At 57.3% G+C, this 17859-nt stretch carries 14 protein-coding genes; all 14 read left to right on the forward strand.

Annotation, left to right across the window (positions count from 1 at the left end):
- Positions 1-26: 26 nt before the first annotated feature.
- The 14 genes from edd to glgC all read left to right on the forward strand — a co-directional run bounded on the left by edd (position 27) and on the right by glgC (position 17859).
- Positions 27-1850, forward strand: coding sequence for a phosphogluconate dehydratase (gene edd / locus Q0802_RS10100; protein WP_298917355.1), 1824 nt, complete (start codon positions 27-29; stop codon positions 1848-1850).
- Positions 1841-2488: a bifunctional 4-hydroxy-2-oxoglutarate aldolase/2-dehydro-3-deoxy-phosphogluconate aldolase gene (gene eda / locus Q0802_RS10105; protein WP_298917838.1), complete on the forward strand. Its 648-nt coding sequence runs from the start codon at positions 1841-1843 to the stop codon at positions 2486-2488. Before edd ends, eda begins: the two co-directional genes overlap by 10 nt.
- 26 nt (positions 2489-2514) lie before the next feature.
- Complete coding sequence (locus Q0802_RS10110; protein ID WP_298917358.1) at positions 2515-3306, forward strand: HAD family hydrolase; 792 nt, start codon at positions 2515-2517, stop codon at positions 3304-3306.
- On the forward strand, positions 3296-4246 hold the full coding sequence (locus Q0802_RS10115; RefSeq protein WP_298917361.1) for a sugar-binding transcriptional regulator: 951 nt from the start codon (positions 3296-3298) through the stop codon (positions 4244-4246). The genes Q0802_RS10110 and Q0802_RS10115 overlap by 11 nt, the downstream gene beginning before the upstream one ends.
- 136 nt (positions 4247-4382) lie before the next feature.
- Entirely contained in the window at positions 4383-5663 is a 1281-nt protein-coding gene (locus Q0802_RS10120; RefSeq protein WP_298917841.1) for a sugar ABC transporter substrate-binding protein, read from the forward strand.
- A gap of 117 nt (positions 5664-5780) precedes the next feature.
- On the forward strand, positions 5781-6647 hold the full coding sequence (locus tag Q0802_RS10125) for a sugar ABC transporter permease (protein WP_298917367.1): 867 nt from the start codon (positions 5781-5783) through the stop codon (positions 6645-6647).
- A gap of 10 nt (positions 6648-6657) precedes the next feature.
- Positions 6658-7488: a carbohydrate ABC transporter permease gene (locus Q0802_RS10130; protein WP_298917370.1), complete on the forward strand. Its 831-nt coding sequence runs from the start codon at positions 6658-6660 to the stop codon at positions 7486-7488.
- A 12-nt stretch (positions 7489-7500) separates the two neighbouring features.
- Positions 7501-8499 carry an ABC transporter ATP-binding protein gene (locus Q0802_RS10135; RefSeq protein WP_298917373.1) on the forward strand — a complete coding sequence of 333 codons (999 nt, stop codon included), beginning with the start codon at positions 7501-7503 and terminating at the stop codon, positions 8497-8499.
- Complete coding sequence (locus tag Q0802_RS10140) at positions 8496-9269, forward strand: L-iditol 2-dehydrogenase (protein ID WP_298917375.1); 774 nt, start codon at positions 8496-8498, stop codon at positions 9267-9269. The genes Q0802_RS10135 and Q0802_RS10140 overlap by 4 nt, the downstream gene beginning before the upstream one ends.
- A 1-nt stretch (position 9270) precedes the next feature.
- Positions 9271-10791 carry a mannitol dehydrogenase family protein gene (locus Q0802_RS10145; RefSeq protein WP_298917378.1) on the forward strand — a complete coding sequence of 507 codons (1521 nt, stop codon included), beginning with the start codon at positions 9271-9273 and terminating at the stop codon, positions 10789-10791.
- Between the two features lie 109 nt (positions 10792-10900).
- Positions 10901-11827 carry a carbohydrate kinase gene (locus Q0802_RS10150; RefSeq protein WP_298917380.1) on the forward strand — a complete coding sequence of 309 codons (927 nt, stop codon included), beginning with the start codon at positions 10901-10903 and terminating at the stop codon, positions 11825-11827.
- Positions 11828-11931: 104 nt separating this feature from the next.
- Positions 11932-14346 carry a glycogen/starch/alpha-glucan phosphorylase gene (locus tag Q0802_RS10155; protein ID WP_298917382.1) on the forward strand — a complete coding sequence of 805 codons (2415 nt, stop codon included), beginning with the start codon at positions 11932-11934 and terminating at the stop codon, positions 14344-14346.
- Positions 14347-14359: 13 nt separating this feature from the next.
- Positions 14360-16558 carry a 1,4-alpha-glucan branching protein GlgB gene (gene glgB, locus Q0802_RS10160; RefSeq protein ID WP_298917386.1) on the forward strand — a complete coding sequence of 733 codons (2199 nt, stop codon included), beginning with the start codon at positions 14360-14362 and terminating at the stop codon, positions 16556-16558.
- Between the two features lie 41 nt (positions 16559-16599).
- Positions 16600-17859 (forward strand): glucose-1-phosphate adenylyltransferase, encoded by a 1260-nt coding sequence (glgC, locus tag Q0802_RS10165; protein ID WP_298917389.1) that lies wholly within the window; start codon positions 16600-16602, stop codon positions 17857-17859.

Raw genomic sequence — 17859 nt, forward strand, 5'->3', positions numbered from 1 at the left:
AGCTTTCAGGCTCGGAAGGAACCAAGATGACTTTGAATGACACCATTGCCCGCGTCACTGATCGCATTATCAAGCGCAGCGAAGGGCCGAGGAACGACTACCTCGGTCGCATGGCGGCGGCGCGGTCAAAAGGGCCGGCGCGGGCTCATTTGAGCTGTAGCGGGCAGGCGCATGCTTACGCTGGCGCCGGACCGGATCAATCCGCCATGGTCAACGAGAGCGCTGGCAATCTGGGCATCGTGACGACATACAACGACATGCTGTCGGCGCATCAGCCATTTGAACGCTACCCGGAACTGATCCGCACCGCGGCGCGGGAGGCCGGTGCCACAGCCCAGGTGGCGGGCGGTGTTCCGGCAATGTGTGACGGCGTCACACAAGGCGAGCCGGGCATGGAGCTTAGCCTTTTTTCCCGTGACCTGATCGCCATGGCCACGGGTATTGCCATGAGCCACAATACCTTTGATGCAGCGGTCTATCTGGGTGTTTGCGACAAGATCGTGCCCGGGTTGGTGATTGCGGCACAGACCTTCGGGCATATCCCAACTGTTTTCCTGCCTGCGGGGCCGATGACATCGGGCCTTTCCAACGATGAAAAGTCGCTTGTGCGCCAGAAATTCGCCGCCGGAGAGGTTGGGCGCGACGCCTTGATGCAGGCCGAAATGGCCGCCTACCATGGGCCCGGCACCTGCACGTTTTACGGCACGGCGAATACCAATCAGATGCTGATGGAATTCATGGGGCTGCATCTGCCAGGCACCAGTTTCGTGACCCCCAACACCGAATTGCGCGATGCGCTGACCAAAGCCGGTGCCTTGCGCGCCTTGTCTTACTCCGACCTTGGCGAGACCTATTTGCCGGTTTGCGATGTGTTGGATGAGAAGGCTTTTGTGAACGGAATCGTGGGCCTGAACGCCACGGGCGGTTCCACCAATCTGCTGATCCATCTGGTGGCGATGGCGCGTGCCGGTGGCATCATTCTGGACTGGCAGGATTTCTCGGACATCTCCGAGGTGACGCCACTGCTTGCGCGCATTTATCCAAACGGTCTGGCTGATGTGAACCATTTCCACGCAGCGGGCGGCCTGGGTTATCTGATCGGGCAGCTGCTTGGGGCGGGTCTTTTGCATCCCGATACCAAAACCGTCGGCGGCGGCGGTCTGGAGGTCTATACACGCGAACCCAAGCTGAAAGATGGCGCGGTGGTTTGGGAGCCGGGTACACAAGAAAGCCTGAACCTCAAGATCGTACGCCCGGCAACGGATCCGTTTCAGGCAACCGGTGGGCTCAAGCGGCTCAGCGGGTCGTTGGGCAATGCGGTGATGAAGGTGTCGGCGGTGAAACCCGAACACCAGATTGTCGAGGCGCCGGTGCGTGTTTTCCATGATCAGGAAGAGGTCAAAGCCGCCTGCAAGGCGCGCGAAATCAACGAAGACACGGTTGTAGTGGTCCGCTTTCAGGGCCCGAAAGCCAACGGCATGCCGGAACTGCACAGCCTCACGCCGCTGCTGAAAAACCTGCAGGCGCGCGGCATCAATGTCGCGCTGGTCACCGACGGCAGAATGTCCGGGGCTTCCGGTTCTGTTCCCGCAGCGATCCATGTCAGCCCCGAAGCTCTCGACGGTGGCGCGATTTCGAAATTGCAGGATGGCGATATTCTGCGTGTCGATGCGGTGACCGGAGATCTGGAAATTGTCACACCGGGCGTGCTTAATCGCGAACCGGTGCGCGCCAACCTTGGCGCAAATGAATTCGGGCTGGGGCGGGAGCTTTTTGCGCAATTCAGACGGACTGTCAGCACAGCAGACACAGGTGCTACCGTATTTTTCCAGGAAGGAATATTCCAATGACACCGCAGGATGCCAGCAGACGTGCCAGAGAGATATGCGGGCTTGCCCCGATCGTTCCGGTGCTGGTCGTCAATGATGTCACCCATGCCCGACCTCTGGCCGAAGCGCTGGTGGCAGGCGGGTTGCCCGCGCTTGAGGTAACGTTGCGCACGCCAGTCGCGCTGGACGTCATCGCGGAAATGGCCAAGGTGACAGGTGGCGTCGTTGGTGCAGGCACGCTCGTGACGGTACAGGATGTGAAAAACGCCAAGGCGGCTGGCGCGACGTTTGGCGTCTCACCCGGTGCCACGGATGCTTTGATCGACGCATGCGAGGCAGAGGAGTTGCCTTTGCTGGCGGGCGCTGCCACGGCATCTGAAGCGATGCGACTTTATGAGCGCGGCTACGACATGTTGAAATTTTTCCCCGCAGAGGCATCGGGCGGCGCTCCAGCGCTCAAGGCGATTGGCGGACCCTTGCCACAGATTTCGTTCTGCCCGACAGGGGGAGTGAGCCCGCAAAACGCGGCGAGCTACCTGTCCTTGCCAAACGTGATTTGTGCGGGCGGCAGCTGGGTGGCACCTTCGGCCATGGTCGCTTCGGGCGATTGGTCCGGCATCGAAAAACTGGCGCGGGCGGCGAGCGTTCTGGAGAGGTAGGGCGGCCTTCGGGCAAATTGTCTTTGGTGTTGAAATCCAGAACGTATCTGGCGAAGGTCCGCAAAACGGCGGAGGCTGGCTACGTGCAGGACGACATCGGCAAGATCACACTGGAAAGACCTGACCTGCTGGTCCTGGATTGTGACGGCGTCGTCATTGACAGCGAAGTCATCAGCGCGCGTACGCTGATTGGTCTGCTGTCGCAATGGGATATCCGGATTGATATGGAATTTGTGCGCCAGCACTTTTTGGGACGGTCTTTCCCGACAGTTGCAGGCTGTGTTTATGATCTTTTTCAGGTTCGTTTGCCAAATGATTTTGAAGCGGATTATCGCCAGCGCCTGTTCGAAGCTTTTGAAACCGAACTACAGCTTGTGGATGGTATTGAAGACCTGCTCGACGCGCTCGCAATTCCCTATTGCGTTGCAACCTCGAGCAGTCCGCTCAGGGTCACCCGGTCATTGGACCTGACGGGTGTGTTGCATCGATTTGAAGGGCGCATTTTCACGGCGTCTCAAGTGGCGAATGGCAAGCCTGCGCCGGATATCTTCCTTCACGTGGCCAAAACCCTGAATGTTCAACCGGGCAAATGCCTGGTGATCGAAGATAGCGGTGTTGGTTTGCAGGCTGCTTTGTCGGCAGGCATGCAAGCCGTGTGGTTTACAGGCGGCTCTCATATGCGCAAAATGGACGTTACTGAGATCGAGGTGGCAGGATTTCCGCAAGGGCCGCACCTCACGATAGATCACTTCGAAGCTTTGTTCGAGCATGTGCCGAGCATGAGGCGCGGGCCGGACGGAGAAAACCATGGCTGCTAAATCAGGTTCAGATGAACTGGCGATTGATCTCGCGGCGCGTGCCGGCTGGATGTATTATCTGGGGGGCATGACGCAGGATCATATTGCGCGCGAGTTGGGCATTTCGCGTCAGCGCGCCCAGCGTCTGGTGGCGCGGGCCGTGGCCGACGGGCTGATTGGCGTGCGCCTCAACCATCCGATTTCCGCCTGTCTGGAACTGGAACGCGCGCTCAAATCGCGTTTCGGGCTGACACTCGCGCGGGTCGCCCCTTCTTTGCCGGAAGGAATGGACCCGGTGAAATCCGTGGCACCGATTGCCGCCAAGGAGATAGAACGGGTTCTAAGTAACAGCGATGAACTCGTCGTTTCGCTCGGGACCGGGCGCACCTTGCGCCAGGTGGTTGACGAAATGCCCGTGCTTGACTTCCCAAAGCACAAGCTCGTTTCGTTGATTGGAAATGCCGCGCAGGATGGCTCCGCCACCGTCTACCAGGTCATCATGCGCTTGGCTGATCGGGTGGGTGCACGCCATTTCCCGCTTGCCTTGCCACTGCACGCGCGAGACGAGGCGGACCGCGATTTCCATCTGGGATTGCGCCACGTACAGACGGCACTGAAATTGGCACGGGAATGCGACATAGCCTTTGTGGGCATCGGCGATGTGTCGGAAACAGCGCCGATGATCATTGATGGTTTTGTCGACAAACCTGGCATAGACGCGCTGCTGGCACGCGGTGCTGTTGGTGAAATCGTTGGATGGGCCTTTGACGGCGACGGCAAGTATTTGCAGGGCGGCTCAAATGCGCTGATCAACGGCGTGAGGGCGGGGACGGCCGGAACACCGGTGGTGTGCATCGCCGCCGGAGAGAGCAAATTCAAAGCGCTTGGTGCTGCGCTGAAGGGGCAGCTTATTTCCGGTCTGATTACCGACGAAACCTGCGCGCGCTATCTACTGGCATAATTCAACCGAAAATAGGTGTCGCGTGAAGAATTTGGTTGACTTCTGCGCACATAAATATGAATAATTGTCACTACATTGAGCAAAAGCTCATTTGACGTTTTGGGAGGAACTAATGATCTACACAGTAAGTCGCCTTATGGGCGCTTGCGCTGTCGCAGCGCTGTCCACTGCGGCCGCCGCAGAGACGCTCACAATCGCCACAGTTAACAACGGCGACATGATCCGGATGCAAGGGTACACGGATGATTTCACCGAAAAGACCGGCCACACGGTCGAATGGGTGACACTCGAAGAAAACGTTCTGCGTCAACGGGTAACAACCGATATTTCAACCAAAGGCGGCGCCTTCGACATCATGACGATCGGGATGTATGAGACACCGATCTGGGGCGCGAACGGCTGGCTGGTGCCACTGGATGGCCTTTCCGCAGAATACAACGTTGATGACATTCTGCCCGCCATGCGCGGTGGCCTGTCTCACGATGGTACGCTTTACGCGGCACCGTTCTACGGCGAATCATCCATGGTCATGTATCGCACCGACCTGATGGAAGCGGCCGGTATGGAAATGCCAAAAGCACCAACATGGGACTTCATCCGCGAAGCTGCGGCTGCGATGACGGACCGTGACAACGAGATCAACGGCATCTGCCTGCGTGGTAAGGCCGGTTGGGGCGAAGGCGGTGCCTTCATCACCGTGACAGCAAACTCCTTTGGTGCACGTTGGTTCGACGAAGACTGGAACGCGCAGTTCGATCAGCCGGAATGGGCCAATGCGCTGAAGTTCTTCGTGGGCATGATGGAAGAATCCGGCCCTCCCGGATATGCGACCAACGGTTTCAATGAAAACCTGTCGCTCTTCCAGCAAGGCAAATGCGGCATGTGGATCGACGCAACCGTGGCTGCGTCCTTCGTGACAAACCCCGACGATTCGACCGTGGCCGACAAAGTGGGCTTTGCTCTCGCACCCGATACCGGACTGGGCAAGCGTTCGAACTGGCTGTGGGCATGGGCTCTTGCCATTCCTGCCGGCACGCAGAAAGCTGATGCCGCGAAGGAATTCATCGAATGGGCAACGTCCACTGGCTACATTGAGCTGGTCGCTGCAAACGAAGGTTGGGCCAATGTGCCTCCGGGTGCCCGGCAATCCCTGTATGACAACCCGGAATACCAGAAAGTGCCCTTCGCGCAGATGACTTTGGATTCCATCAATGCAGCGAACCCGAATGAACCTACTGTCAAACCAGTGCCATACGTCGGTGTCCAGTTTGTCGCAATTCCCGAGTTCGCCGGCATTGCAACTGAAGTCAGCCAGGAGTTTTCCGCAGTCTATGCAGGCCAGCAGTCTGTAGAGGAAGCGCTGGAAAAAGCGCAGGCTCTGACTAACGACGCTATGGAAGCTGCTGGCTACCGGTAAGGCCCGCTTCTAACGAATTCGGAGGGCGGTGCGCCGCCCTCCGGACGCTTACCACCCGTTCCCTTCGACTGATTGTTTCCAGGCGACCATCGCGGCCGTCAACAGAGGAGATGTGTTATGGCGACCCAACAATCCCGATCAGCAGCCAGATTGATGATGGCACCGGCGGTGATCCTTCTCTTGGGCTGGATGCTTGTGCCACTGACGATGACGCTTTGGTTCTCGTTCCGTAAATATTTGCCCCTGCGCGGTGGCGATTTGGGCTGGGCCGGTTTCGATAACTACACACGGTTCATTGGGTCCAGTTCTTTCTGGCCAAGTGTGCAGGCTACTCTGGTGATCGTGGGCGGCGTGCTCATCATCACGGTTGTCCTCGGGATCATACTGGCGTTGCTGCTTGACCAGCCCATGTGGGGCCAGGGCATCGTCAGAATTCTTGTGATTGCCCCCTTCTTTGTTATGCCAACCGTGTCGGCGCTGGTCTGGAAAAACATGTTCATGGATCCGGTGAACGGGCTCTTTGCCTATGTCTGGAAATTCTTCGGAGCGGCTCCGGTTGAATGGCTGAGCCAGGCGTCGATGCAGTCGATCATCATGATTGTCAGCTGGCAGTGGTTGCCTTTCGCCACCCTGATCCTGCTGACCGCCGTTCAATCCCTCGACAGTGAGCAGCTGGAAGCCGCCGAAATGGACGGCGCATCGTTCCTGAGCCGGTTCTGGTATCTCATCCTGCCGCATCTGGCGCGCGCGATCACCATTGTCGTGTTGATCCAGACGATCTTCCTTCTGTCGATCTTCGCGGAAATCTTTGTCACCACCGGCGGTGCATTCGGCACCAAGACACTCTCCTATCTGATCTTCCAGCGCGTGTTGGAAAGCCAGAATGTCGGGTTAGGGTCTGCGGGCGGTGTCTACGCCATCATTCTTGCCAATATCGTTGCCATCTTCCTGATGCGCATCGTCGGCAAAAACCTGGACGCGTGAGGAGCAAATCATGGCACGTGCTGTTACAAACAATCGCAAAGCTCTGAACACTGCAATCGCCTGGTCCATCGGTCTGCTGATCTTCTTTCCGATCCTGTGGACAATCCTGACCAGCTTCAAAACCGAAGCCCAGGCCATCAGCAACCCGCCGGTCTTCCTGTTCTTTGACTGGACGCTTGAGAATTACGCCGTGGTGCAGGAACGCTCAAACTACATGCGCTTCTTGTGGAATTCGGTCTTCATCGCGGGGGGCTCAACGGTGCTCGGTCTGATCATCGCTGTTCCGGCGGCCTGGTCGATGGCCTTTGTACCCTCCAAACGGACCAAGGACATCCTGCTCTGGATGCTCTCCACCAAGATGTTGCCGGCGGTCGGTGTGCTTTATCCGATCTACCTGCTCTTCATCAAACTTGGTCTTCTGGACACACGCATTGGTCTGACCATTGTATTGATGCTGATCAACCTGCCGATCATCGTCTGGATGCTTTACACCTATTTCAAGGAAATCCCTGGTGAAATCCTCGAAGCGGCCCGGATGGATGGCGCGTCTTTGTCCAAAGAGATCATTTATGTTCTGACGCCGATGGCGATCCCGGGCATTGCATCAACCTTGCTGCTGAACTTCATCCTTGCCTGGAACGAAGCCTTCTGGACGCTCAACCTGACGGCTGCAAAAGCAGCTCCGCTGACGGCCTTCATTGCGAGCTATTCGAGCCCGGAGGGCCTGTTTTACGCGAAACTCTCGGCGGCCTCGACAATGGCCATCGCACCTATCCTCATCATGGGCTGGTTCAGCCAGAAACAACTCGTCCGCGGCCTGACGTTCGGCGCGGTGAAGTAAAGGAACAAGATCATGGGAAGCATTAAACTTAGCAAAGTCTCCAAAAGCTTCGGTGATGTGGAAGTCATTCCGCCGCTGGATCTTGAAATCAACGATGGTGAGTTCGTGGTTTTTGTCGGCCCCTCGGGCTGCGGGAAATCCACATTGCTGCGGCTGATCGCAGGGCTGGAAGACCTCACCTCCGGCGCCATCGAAATCGACGGCACAGATGCCACCAACGCCACGCCTGCCAAACGCGGGTTGGCGATGGTGTTCCAGTCCTATGCGCTTTACCCGCATATGTCGGTACGCAAGAACATCAACTTCCCGCTGAAGATGGCCGGGATGGATCAGGCAGAAGCCGACAAGCGCATCAATGCCGCGGCCAAGGTCCTCAACCTGACGGATTATCTCGACCGGCGTCCGGGTCAGTTGTCGGGCGGGCAGAGGCAGCGGGTGGCCATTGGCCGTGCGATTGTGCGTGAACCTTCGGCATTCCTCTTTGACGAACCGCTGTCGAACCTTGATGCGGCTTTGCGGGTCAACATGCGGCTGGAAATCTGTGACCTTCACAAGACCCTGACGACGACCATGATCTACGTGACCCACGACCAGGTTGAAGCCATGACAATGGCCGACAAGATCGTGGTGCTGCATGATGGCTACATCGAACAGGTGGGCAGCCCGCTGGAGCTTTATGAGCGACCCGTCAACAAGTTCGTCGCGGGTTTCATTGGCAGCCCGAAGATGAATTTCGTCAGCGGTGCATCGGCGCAAAAACGCAATGCGGACAGCATCGGCATCCGGCCCGAACATCTTGATGTTTCGGCCGAGAGTGGCGAATGGAGCGGGACCGTCGGCGTGTCCGAACATCTTGGCTCTGACACGTTTCTGCATGTCAAGCTGGACGACGGCAGCATGATCAACGTGCGCGCCAGCGGCGACCTGAAAGTGGAATACGGCGAGAAAATCTTCCTCAATCCGCAGGAAGACCGTGTGCACAAGTTTGACGCGCAGGGCCTGTCAATTTGAAACGCCTTGCCGACAAGGTTGCATTGATCACAGGCGCTGGTCGGGGGATAGGGGCGGCTTTTGCCCGTGCCTATACCCTCGAAGGCGCGAATGTGGCAGTGGCGGATATCGACCTTCTGTCGGCTCAAACGATTGCGGATGGCTTGGGCAATGACGCCTTTGCCTGCCATGTCGATGTAACGGATCAGACGTCAATCGATGCCTGCGTCCAGGCGGTGATAGATCACTTTGGCCGTATCGACATTCTGATAAACAATGCGGCGGTGTTCGATCTGGCACCTATCGTCGACATCAGCCGTGACAGCTACGATCGTGTGTTTGGTATCAACGTCTCTGGTTGTCTTTTCATGATGCAGGCGGTTGCTCATCGGATGATCGACCAAGGCAAGGGCGGCAAGATCATCAACATGGCCAGTCAGGCGGGCCGACGTGGAGAACCTCTCGTGGCTGTTTATTGCGCCAGCAAAGCGGCGGTCATCAGCCTGACGCAGTCGGCCGGATTGAACCTGATCAAACACGGCATCAACGTGAATGCGATTTCCCCGGGCGTGGTTGATGGTGCCCATTGGGATGAAGTCGATGCGAAGTTTGCGGCTTATGAAAATCTTCAACCGGGGCAAAAGAAACGCCTGGTGGCGGGGGATGTCCCTTTCGGACGCATGGGAAAGGCCGACGATCTGACGGGTATGGCGGTTTTTCTGGCCTCAGATGAGGCCGAATACATCGTTGCACAAACCTACAACGTAGATGGCGGGAACTGGATGAGCTGACATGATCAAGCTGAACGAAAACGCGCTGACCTCTCTTGGCCCGACTGTTGCGGTGCCCCGATACGACCGATCGCTTCTGAAGCCCGGCATCCTCCATATCGGTGTTGGCAACTTCCACCGCGCGCATCAGGCGTTCTATCTGGATGCCCTGCACAACACCGGCGCCGACCCCAGCTGGGGCATATGCGGCGCAGGCGTACGTGCTCCGGATGCCCGCATGCGCGCCGATCTTGCAGAGCAGGACTGGCTTTACACTGTCGTCGAAGTTGAGAGCGAAGATCTTCAGGCGCAAATTGTGGGCAGCATGATCGATTTTGTGGAGGTCGAACCCACAGCCAATTTGCCACTTTTGAGCCAGATGGCAGATCCCGTAACCCGCATTGTCTCTCTGACCGTCACCGAAGGGGGATATTTCGTTGACAGCGCAACCGGGGAATTCGACCTTACCCACCCGCTTGTCGCGGCAGACATTGCCACGCCGGGATCGGCGAATACCGTCTTCGGCGCTCTTGTTACCGCTCTGGCAGCCCGGAAATCTGCCAGTGACGCGCCGTTTACCGTGATGTCATGTGACAATCTGCCCGGGAATGGCGATGCCGCCCGCGCTGCTGTCATGGGAATGGCAGGGGCGATGGATGGTGACTTGGCGGCATGGATCTCCGATCATGTGAGTTTCCCCAACGCGATGGTTGACCGGATTACACCTGCCACGGGTGACAGGGAGCGGGCATCCTTGGCTGAGAACTTCGGGATCACCGATAACTTCCCCGTTTTTTGTGAGCCCTTTCGGCAATGGGTTCTGGAAGATGATTTTGTAAATGGCCGCCCGGAGCTGGAAGCTGTTGGCGTGACCTTCACCAAAGACATCCACGATTTCGAGAAGATGAAGATACGCATTCTGAACGGGGGGCATGCAATTCTGGCCTATCCGGCGGCTCTGATGGGTGTGGAATTTGCCCATGATGCGTTGAGAAATACCATCATACGGGCCTTTCTACGCAAAGTGCTGACGGAGGATGTCTTGCATCTCGTGGCGGATGTGCCTGGATTTACTGCACATGAATACCTTGACCTCATTTGCAAGCGCGTGGAAAACACTGGTGTCGCAGATCAGATCTCACGCTTGTGTCTGGATGGATCAAACCGGCAACCCAAGTTCACCATTCCTTCCATCCGCGATGATCTGGCGCAGGGGCACATGCCCATCGGGTTGGCGTTAAGTGCTGCCCTTTGGTGCCGTTACTGCGCCGGTCGCACGGACGCCGGTCAGGAAATTCCACCAAATGACCCGAGCTGGGACAATCTGCATAGTGTGGCGGTTGCCGCACAGACCGACCCTCATCTTTGGTTGCAACAAAGCGAAATCTATGGGGATGTGGGGGCAAACGCCGATTTCGCCGAATTGTTTGCCTCTTGCCTGAAATCTCTCCAGACGAACGGAACCGAAGACACGTTGCGTATGTATCTGAACGGAGACACATTCTCCGCCGTTGCAACATTGCCGTCGCGCCTGAGCAGTTAGGTCCCGATCGTCGCAGATCGACATAGCCATTGACTCAATGGCTATGTTAGCGGTAACGGGCGAGCCGAGAGCTTACGATAGGCGCAGCAAGAAAGACAGGAGACAGTAAATGATACTGTGTTGTGGCGAGGCCTTGATTGATATGATCCCGAGCCTTTCCGGGGAAGGTCATAACAGTTTTGTGCCGCATTCGGGGGGCGCTGTGTTCAATACGGCAATCGCGCTGGGACGTCTGGGCGCGAAGACCGGATTTGTGACCGGGCTGTCGCGTGATCTATTTGGTGTACAACTGTCGCAATCCCTCGTTGACAGCAAAGTTGACTGCAGTCTGGTGGTAAAGTCGGATTTGCCGACGACGCTTGCATTTGTTCAGTTGCAGGACGGTCACGCCACCTACACCTTTTATGATGAAAATACCGCCGGTCGCAGTTTGACGCCTGATCAATTGCCGGAGCTGCCTGACACGGTTTCGGCCCTTTACTTCGGGGGCATCAGCCTGATCAGCGAGCCTTGCGCGGATTTTTATGCGGCTCTTGCGCTGCGTGAAGCGGGGCTCCGTCTGATCATGATTGATCCAAACATCAGAGCCGCATTTATCAAGGACGAAGCGCGGTATCGGGCAAGATTGGATCAGATGATTGCTGTCGCCGATATCGTCAAGGTATCCGATGAGGACCTCGACTGGATTGTCCCGGGAAGCCAGAGCATGACGGAAAAAGCCACCGGGATTTGCAGCAAGGGTGTGCACGCCGTCATTATCACCAAAGGCGGGGATGGTGCCACCGCGCTGTTCGCGGATGGTCGGCAGATTGATGTCGCGGCACAACCTGTCGAAATTGTCGATACCGTGGGGGCAGGGGATACCTTTAATGCCGGTGTGCTGGCAAATCTGGCCGATAACGGGCTACTGAAAAAGTCCGAATTATCCCGGATTGGCGCACCTGAAATGCATAGTGCCTTGAGTTTTGGCGCAAAAGTCGCGGCGGTAACGGTCGCGCGTGCAGGGGCCAACCCTCCATGGTCGCATGAACTTTGAGGATGCGGTGTATCTTTGGCTCAAAAACGGTTAGTGCCGCTGTAAAGCATCCTTCAAAATGGGCTTTGCCGGTCCGCAACAAGTAAAGAGAACGATTGTCCGCTATGAGTAACCTTTCTGTTTCCTCGCAAGAATTTCGCGCTGAAATTCTACGCCACCTCAAACATTCTTTGGGCAAGGACGAAAGCCACGCGTCCTTGTATGACTGGCGCATGTCCTTGTCGCTGGCGCTGCGCGACCTTGTGGTTGATCCGTGGTTTGAAAGCACGCGCAAAACCTATGAGGCCCGCGGTAAACGGGTTTATTACCTGTCGATGGAATTCCTGATTGGGCGTCTGATCGAGGATGTCGCGGTCAATCTGGGCATGGAAAAGGTTGCCGAAGAGGCGTTGACGGCCTTGGGCCAGGACTACAGCGCCGTTGTCGCCAATGAGCCGGATGCGGCTTTAGGCAATGGGGGGCTTGGGCGTCTGGCGGCCTGTTTCATGGATTCACTGTCAACGTTGGGCATCCCCGCCTATGGCTACGGTATCCGCTATGAACACGGGCTTTTCGAGCAGCATTTTGAGGATGGCGCTCAGATGGAAACCGCGGAAACCTGGCTGGCCCAACGCCACGCCTGGGAATTCGAGCGTCCGGAAGTCAGCTATCCGATTGATTTCGGGGGACATGTGGCCGACGAGGACGGCAAATCCGTCTGGCACCCGGCAGAGACTGTCATGGCCTCTGCCTATGATACGCCCGTCGTTGGCTGGCAGGCACAATGGGCCAATACCCTGCGACTTTGGGCGGCAAAGCCCACCACCGCCTTCGATCTGGAGAGCTTCAATCGCGGTGATTATATGGCCGCTAGCGCGCCAGAGGCTTTGGCACGCACGATCAGCCGGGTGCTTTATCCGGATGACACGACCGATATTGGCAAGGAACTGCGCCTCAAACAGGAGTATTTCTTTACCTCGGCCTCCATTCAGGACCTGCTGCGCCGGTTCCTGAGCGAAGACGGTGACCTGCGCCAGCTTCCCGAACATGTGGCCATCCAGTTGAACGACACACATCCGGCCATTGCGGGACCGGAACTGGTGCGTTTGCTCATGGATGAGCACGGGTTTGAAGTGGGGCAGGCGATCACCACGGCGCGGGGCTGTCTGGCCTATACCAATCACACGCTTTTGCCCGAAGCGCTGGAACGCTGGCCTGAAGATCTCTTTATTCGGGTTTTGCCCCGTCACCACCGCATCATCCAACTGATTGAAGCGGCCCACCTTGCGGCCACCGGCAGCGACGTGCGGATCATCGAGCATGGTGAGGTCAAAATGGGCGAGCTGGCCTTCATCATGGCTCATCACGTCAATGGGGTCTCGGCGCTGCATTCCGAATTGGTCAAGCAGACGGTTTTCGCCGATCTTCATGGCGACTACCCCGGCCGGATCATCAATCAGACTAATGGGATCACACCGCGGCGCTGGCTTTATACCTGCAACCCGCCACTGCGCAATCTGATCAACGAGACCATTGGCACCGGTTGGCCGGACGACCTGCAACAACTTGAAGGCTTGAGCGCACATGCCAATGACGCGGGCTTTCTGGATCGGTTCCAGAGCGCCAAGGATGCCAATAAAGCCCGCCTTTCCAACTGGTTGAAGGTGCGCGACGGGGTGAATCTGGACCCTGCGGCGATGTTTGACGTGCAGATCAAGCGCATTCACGAATACAAACGCCAGTTGATGAACCTGCTCGAAACCGTGGCGCTGTGGAACGACATTCGCGACAATCCGAATGCCGACTGGACGCCGCGCGTCAAGATTTTTGGCGGCAAGGCGGCGCCGGGCTATGTGGTTGCCAAAGAAATCATTCACCTGATCAACGATGCGGCAAAAGTCATCAACGCGGACCCTGCCACCAAAGATTATCTGCAGATTGTCTATCCGGAAAATTACAACGTCTCGATGGCGGAAATCCTGATCCCGGCGACGGACCTGTCGGAACAAATTTCAACCGCTGGCAAGGAAGCCTCCGGCACCGGCAACATGAAATTCGCACTGAACGGCGCGCCCACCATCGGCACTCTGGACGGCGCGAATGTTGAGATTCGTGAGTGTGTGGGAGCGGAAAATTTCTTTCTCTTTGGCCTGACAGCGGCAGAGGTCGCGGCGCGACGAGCAGTGCCTGAATACGCCCGCCGCGCCGTTGAGGCGAGCCCGCGACTGGCGCGTGTTCTGACCCAGATCGAAACCGGTGTGTTTTCACCCTCCGACAAAGGGCGATACGCAGGATTGGTGCAAGGGCTTGTAAATCATGACTATTTCCTCGTGACCTGCGATTTTGACAGCTATTTCGAAGCGCAGCGTACCGTGGACATGGCATTTGCCGACAAAACGGCATGGACGCGGATGGCCGCTCTGAACACTGCGCGTGTGGGCTGGTTTTCCTCGGACCGGACCATCAGCGGCTATGCCCGCGACATCTGGAAAGCCCCCAGCCTGATCGCGCCGCGCGGGTCGCGCCAGGACGTGGCCTAGAAAGGAAACTGACGTGTCACTCGCCCCACAAGATGCCAAGGATATCGTTGAAGGCTGCCACGGTGATCCGTTCTCCGTTCTCGGGCTGCATGAGGTTGCGGGCAAGCTGACGGTACGGGCTTTTGTTCCCGGTGCGCAGAGCATTGATGCGGTTGATCCCAAAACCGGCCGCAAAATTGCGGCGCTGAAACCGGTTGCCGGCGCGGATGGTCTGTTTGAAGGGGTGGCTGCGCGGCGCAAGAAACGCTTTGACTATCACCTGCGTGTCTCGCGGGACGGGCATGAGTGGGTGGCGGATGATCCCTATCGTTTCGGCCCGGTCATGGGCGCCTGGGACGAGTATCTGATCGGCGAAGGCACCCATCAGCAGCTTTGGCATGTTCTGGGCGCACATGTCATGAAGCACGAAGGCGTGCAAGGGACACATTTCGCGGTCTGGGCGCCCAATGCGGCGCGTGTCTCAATCGTGGGTGATTTCAACACCTGGGACGGTCGGCGGCATCTTTTGCGCAGACGCGGTCAGACCGGCGTCTGGGAAACTTTCGTGCCTGCGATTGGTGAAGGGGATGTTTACAAATTCGAGGTGCTGGACGGCAATCGCCACCTTTTGCCGCAAAAAGCCGACCCGGTTGGTTTTGGCGCGGAACACCCGCCGCGTACAGGGTCGGTTGTGCGCGACATCTCAGACCCTAAATGGCAGGACAAAGGGTGGATGTCGAAACGCGTTGCCGCGCAGCGTTTTGACCAACCGATATCCATCTATGAGGTGCATCTGGGGTCGTGGCGTCGGGTGCCTGAAGAGGGCAACCGCCCGCTGAGCTATGCCGAACACGCGGAACAGCTTGTGTCTTACGCCAAGGACATGGGTTTCACGCACATCGAACTGATGCCGATTTCCGAGTTTCCTTTTGACGGCTCCTGGGGGTATCAGCCGGTCGGGCTTTTTGCACCCACGATCCGGCATGGCACCCCCGAAGAATTCCGCGCTTTCGTTGAAGCGGCCCATAAGGCGGATATCGGTATCCTGCTGGACTGGGTGCCGGGGCACTTCCCGGAAGACGCACATGGTCTGGCCAAATTCGACGGCACAGCGCTGTACGAACATGCCGACCCGAAGGAGGGGTTTCACCCGGACTGGAACACGATGGTGTTCAACTACGGGCGGGCAGAGGTCTCCAACTATCTGATCGCAAACGCTCTTTACTGGTTACAGGAACATCACATTGACGGGCTGCGTGTCGATGCCGTGGCCTCGATGCTTTATCGCGATTACAGCCGCAAGGACGGCGAATGGATCCCCAACAAGGACGGCGGTCGCGAAAATCTGGAAGCGATTGCCTTCCTCCAGAACATGAACACAACGGCCTATGGCGCGGTTGAGGGCATCATGACGGTGGCGGAGGAATCCACCGCATTCCCGGGTGTCAGCGCGCCCACCGATGCGGGCGGGCTGGGGTTCGGTTTCAAGTGGAACATGGGCTGGATGAACGACACTCTCAGCTACATGGCCGAGGATCCGGTACACCGCAAATACCATCACTCCAAGATGACCTTTGGACTGCACTACGCGTTTTCGGAAAACTTTATCCTGCCGCTTAGCCACGACGAAGTGGTGCATGGCAAAGGCTCGATGCTGGACAAGATGCCCGGGCAGGGCGCGGATAAATTCGCCAATCTGCGCGCCTACTACGGTTTCATGTGGGGGCATCCGGGCAAGAAGTTGCTCTTTATGGGCTGTGAATTTGCGCAAGGTCTGGAATGGAACCACGACAGCAGCCTCGACTGGCACCTGCTCGACATTGACCTGCACAGTGGCATGCAGGCGCTGGTACGCGATCTCAACAAGCTTTATCGAGACCAGCCGGCGCTCTATCAACTGGACACAAAACCGGAGGGTTTTGAATGGGTTGAAGAGAACAATGGCGATGAAAGTATCCTCGTTTGGGTGCGCCGCGGGGTCGAGGGAACCAACCCGGTTCTGGTGGTGTCGAACTTCACCCCCGTCGAGCGGTCAAAGCGTCGCATCGGTGTCCCGGAACAAGGACGCTGGGTTGAGCGTTTAAACACAAATTCTGAATTCTACGGTGGGGATGGCCGGGGAAACATGGGGGGCGTTCACAGCGAACACATCGCTGCGTCTGGGAGGGCGCATTCGATTGAGATCACGCTGCCCCCTTTGACAACACTGTTTTTCGAGTTGGAGCGTGACTGACGGACCGATTTGAGAACAAGAAGATTTAGGGAGGAAGACCGATGGACAGAGAAACGCAGAGGCTGGCACAGCAAACCATGGCGTTCGTATTGGCCGGGGGCCGCGGCAGCAGGCTTTATGACCTGACCGATAGACGCGCGAAACCGGCGATGTATTTTGGTGGCAAAAGCAGGATCATCGACTTTCCCCTCTCCAACGCGGTCAATTCGGGTATCCGGCGCATTGGGGTTGCGACGCAATACAAAGCACACTCCCTGATCCGGCATTTGCAACGCGGGTGGAGCTTTTTTCGCGCGGAACGTAACGAGTCGCTCGATATTCTTCCGGCCTCACAGCAATTGGACAATGAGAACTGGTACAAGGGAACGGCAGACGCGGTTGCCCAAAACAGGGATATCATTGAAGGATACGGGCCCAAATATATCGTGATCCTGGCCGGTGATCACATCTACAAACAGGATTATTCGTTGATGATCCGCCACCATGTGGAAAGCGGCGCGGACGTAACGGTGGGCTGTATCGAGGTGCCGCGCATGGAGGCCACCGGCTTTGGCGTGATGAAAGTCGATACCGAAGATCGCATTCTGGATTTCGTTGAAAAGCCCGCCGACCCGCCCGCCATGCCGGGCCATCCGGATCAAGCGCTGGCCAGCATGGGTATCTATGTGTTTGCCACGGATTACCTGTTCAAGCTGCTGGATGAATGCGCGCAAAACGAAGGATACAATCACGATTTTGGAGGGGATGTCATCCCGCAGATCGTTCGGGACGGCAAGGCCATCGCGCATCCGTTCAGCCGCTCCTGTGTGCGCTCCGGGATTGAAGAGAAAGCCTATTGGCGTGATGTGGGGACGGTCGATGCTTTCTGGCAGGCCAACATCGACCTGACCGACTTCAAACCCGAGCTTGATCTTTACGACAACGAGTGGCCGATCTGGACATACTCGGAACTCACGGCGCCTGCGAAGTTCATCCATAACGAAGAGGGGCGCCGGGGTCACGCGGTCTCCTCTATGGTATCGGGGGGGTGCATCATTTCTGGCTCCAGCCTTGAGCGTTGCCTGCTTTTCACAGGTGTGCGCACACATTCCTTCTCGCAACTGACGGGTGTTGTCGCCCTGCCGTATGTGGAAATCAATAGGAACGCGCGGTTGACCAATGTCGTGATTGATCGCGGCGTTACGATCCCGCAAGGGTTGGTCGTGGGCGAGGATCCAGAGGAAGATGCCCGCCGTTTCCGGCGCTCCGAAAATGGCGTCTGCCTCATCACCAAACCCATGATCGACAAACTGGACCTCTGA

This window comes from uncultured Roseobacter sp. (genome assembly GCF_947495275.1).
In the GTDB taxonomy this organism is placed as follows: domain Bacteria; phylum Pseudomonadota; class Alphaproteobacteria; order Rhodobacterales; family Rhodobacteraceae; genus Roseobacter.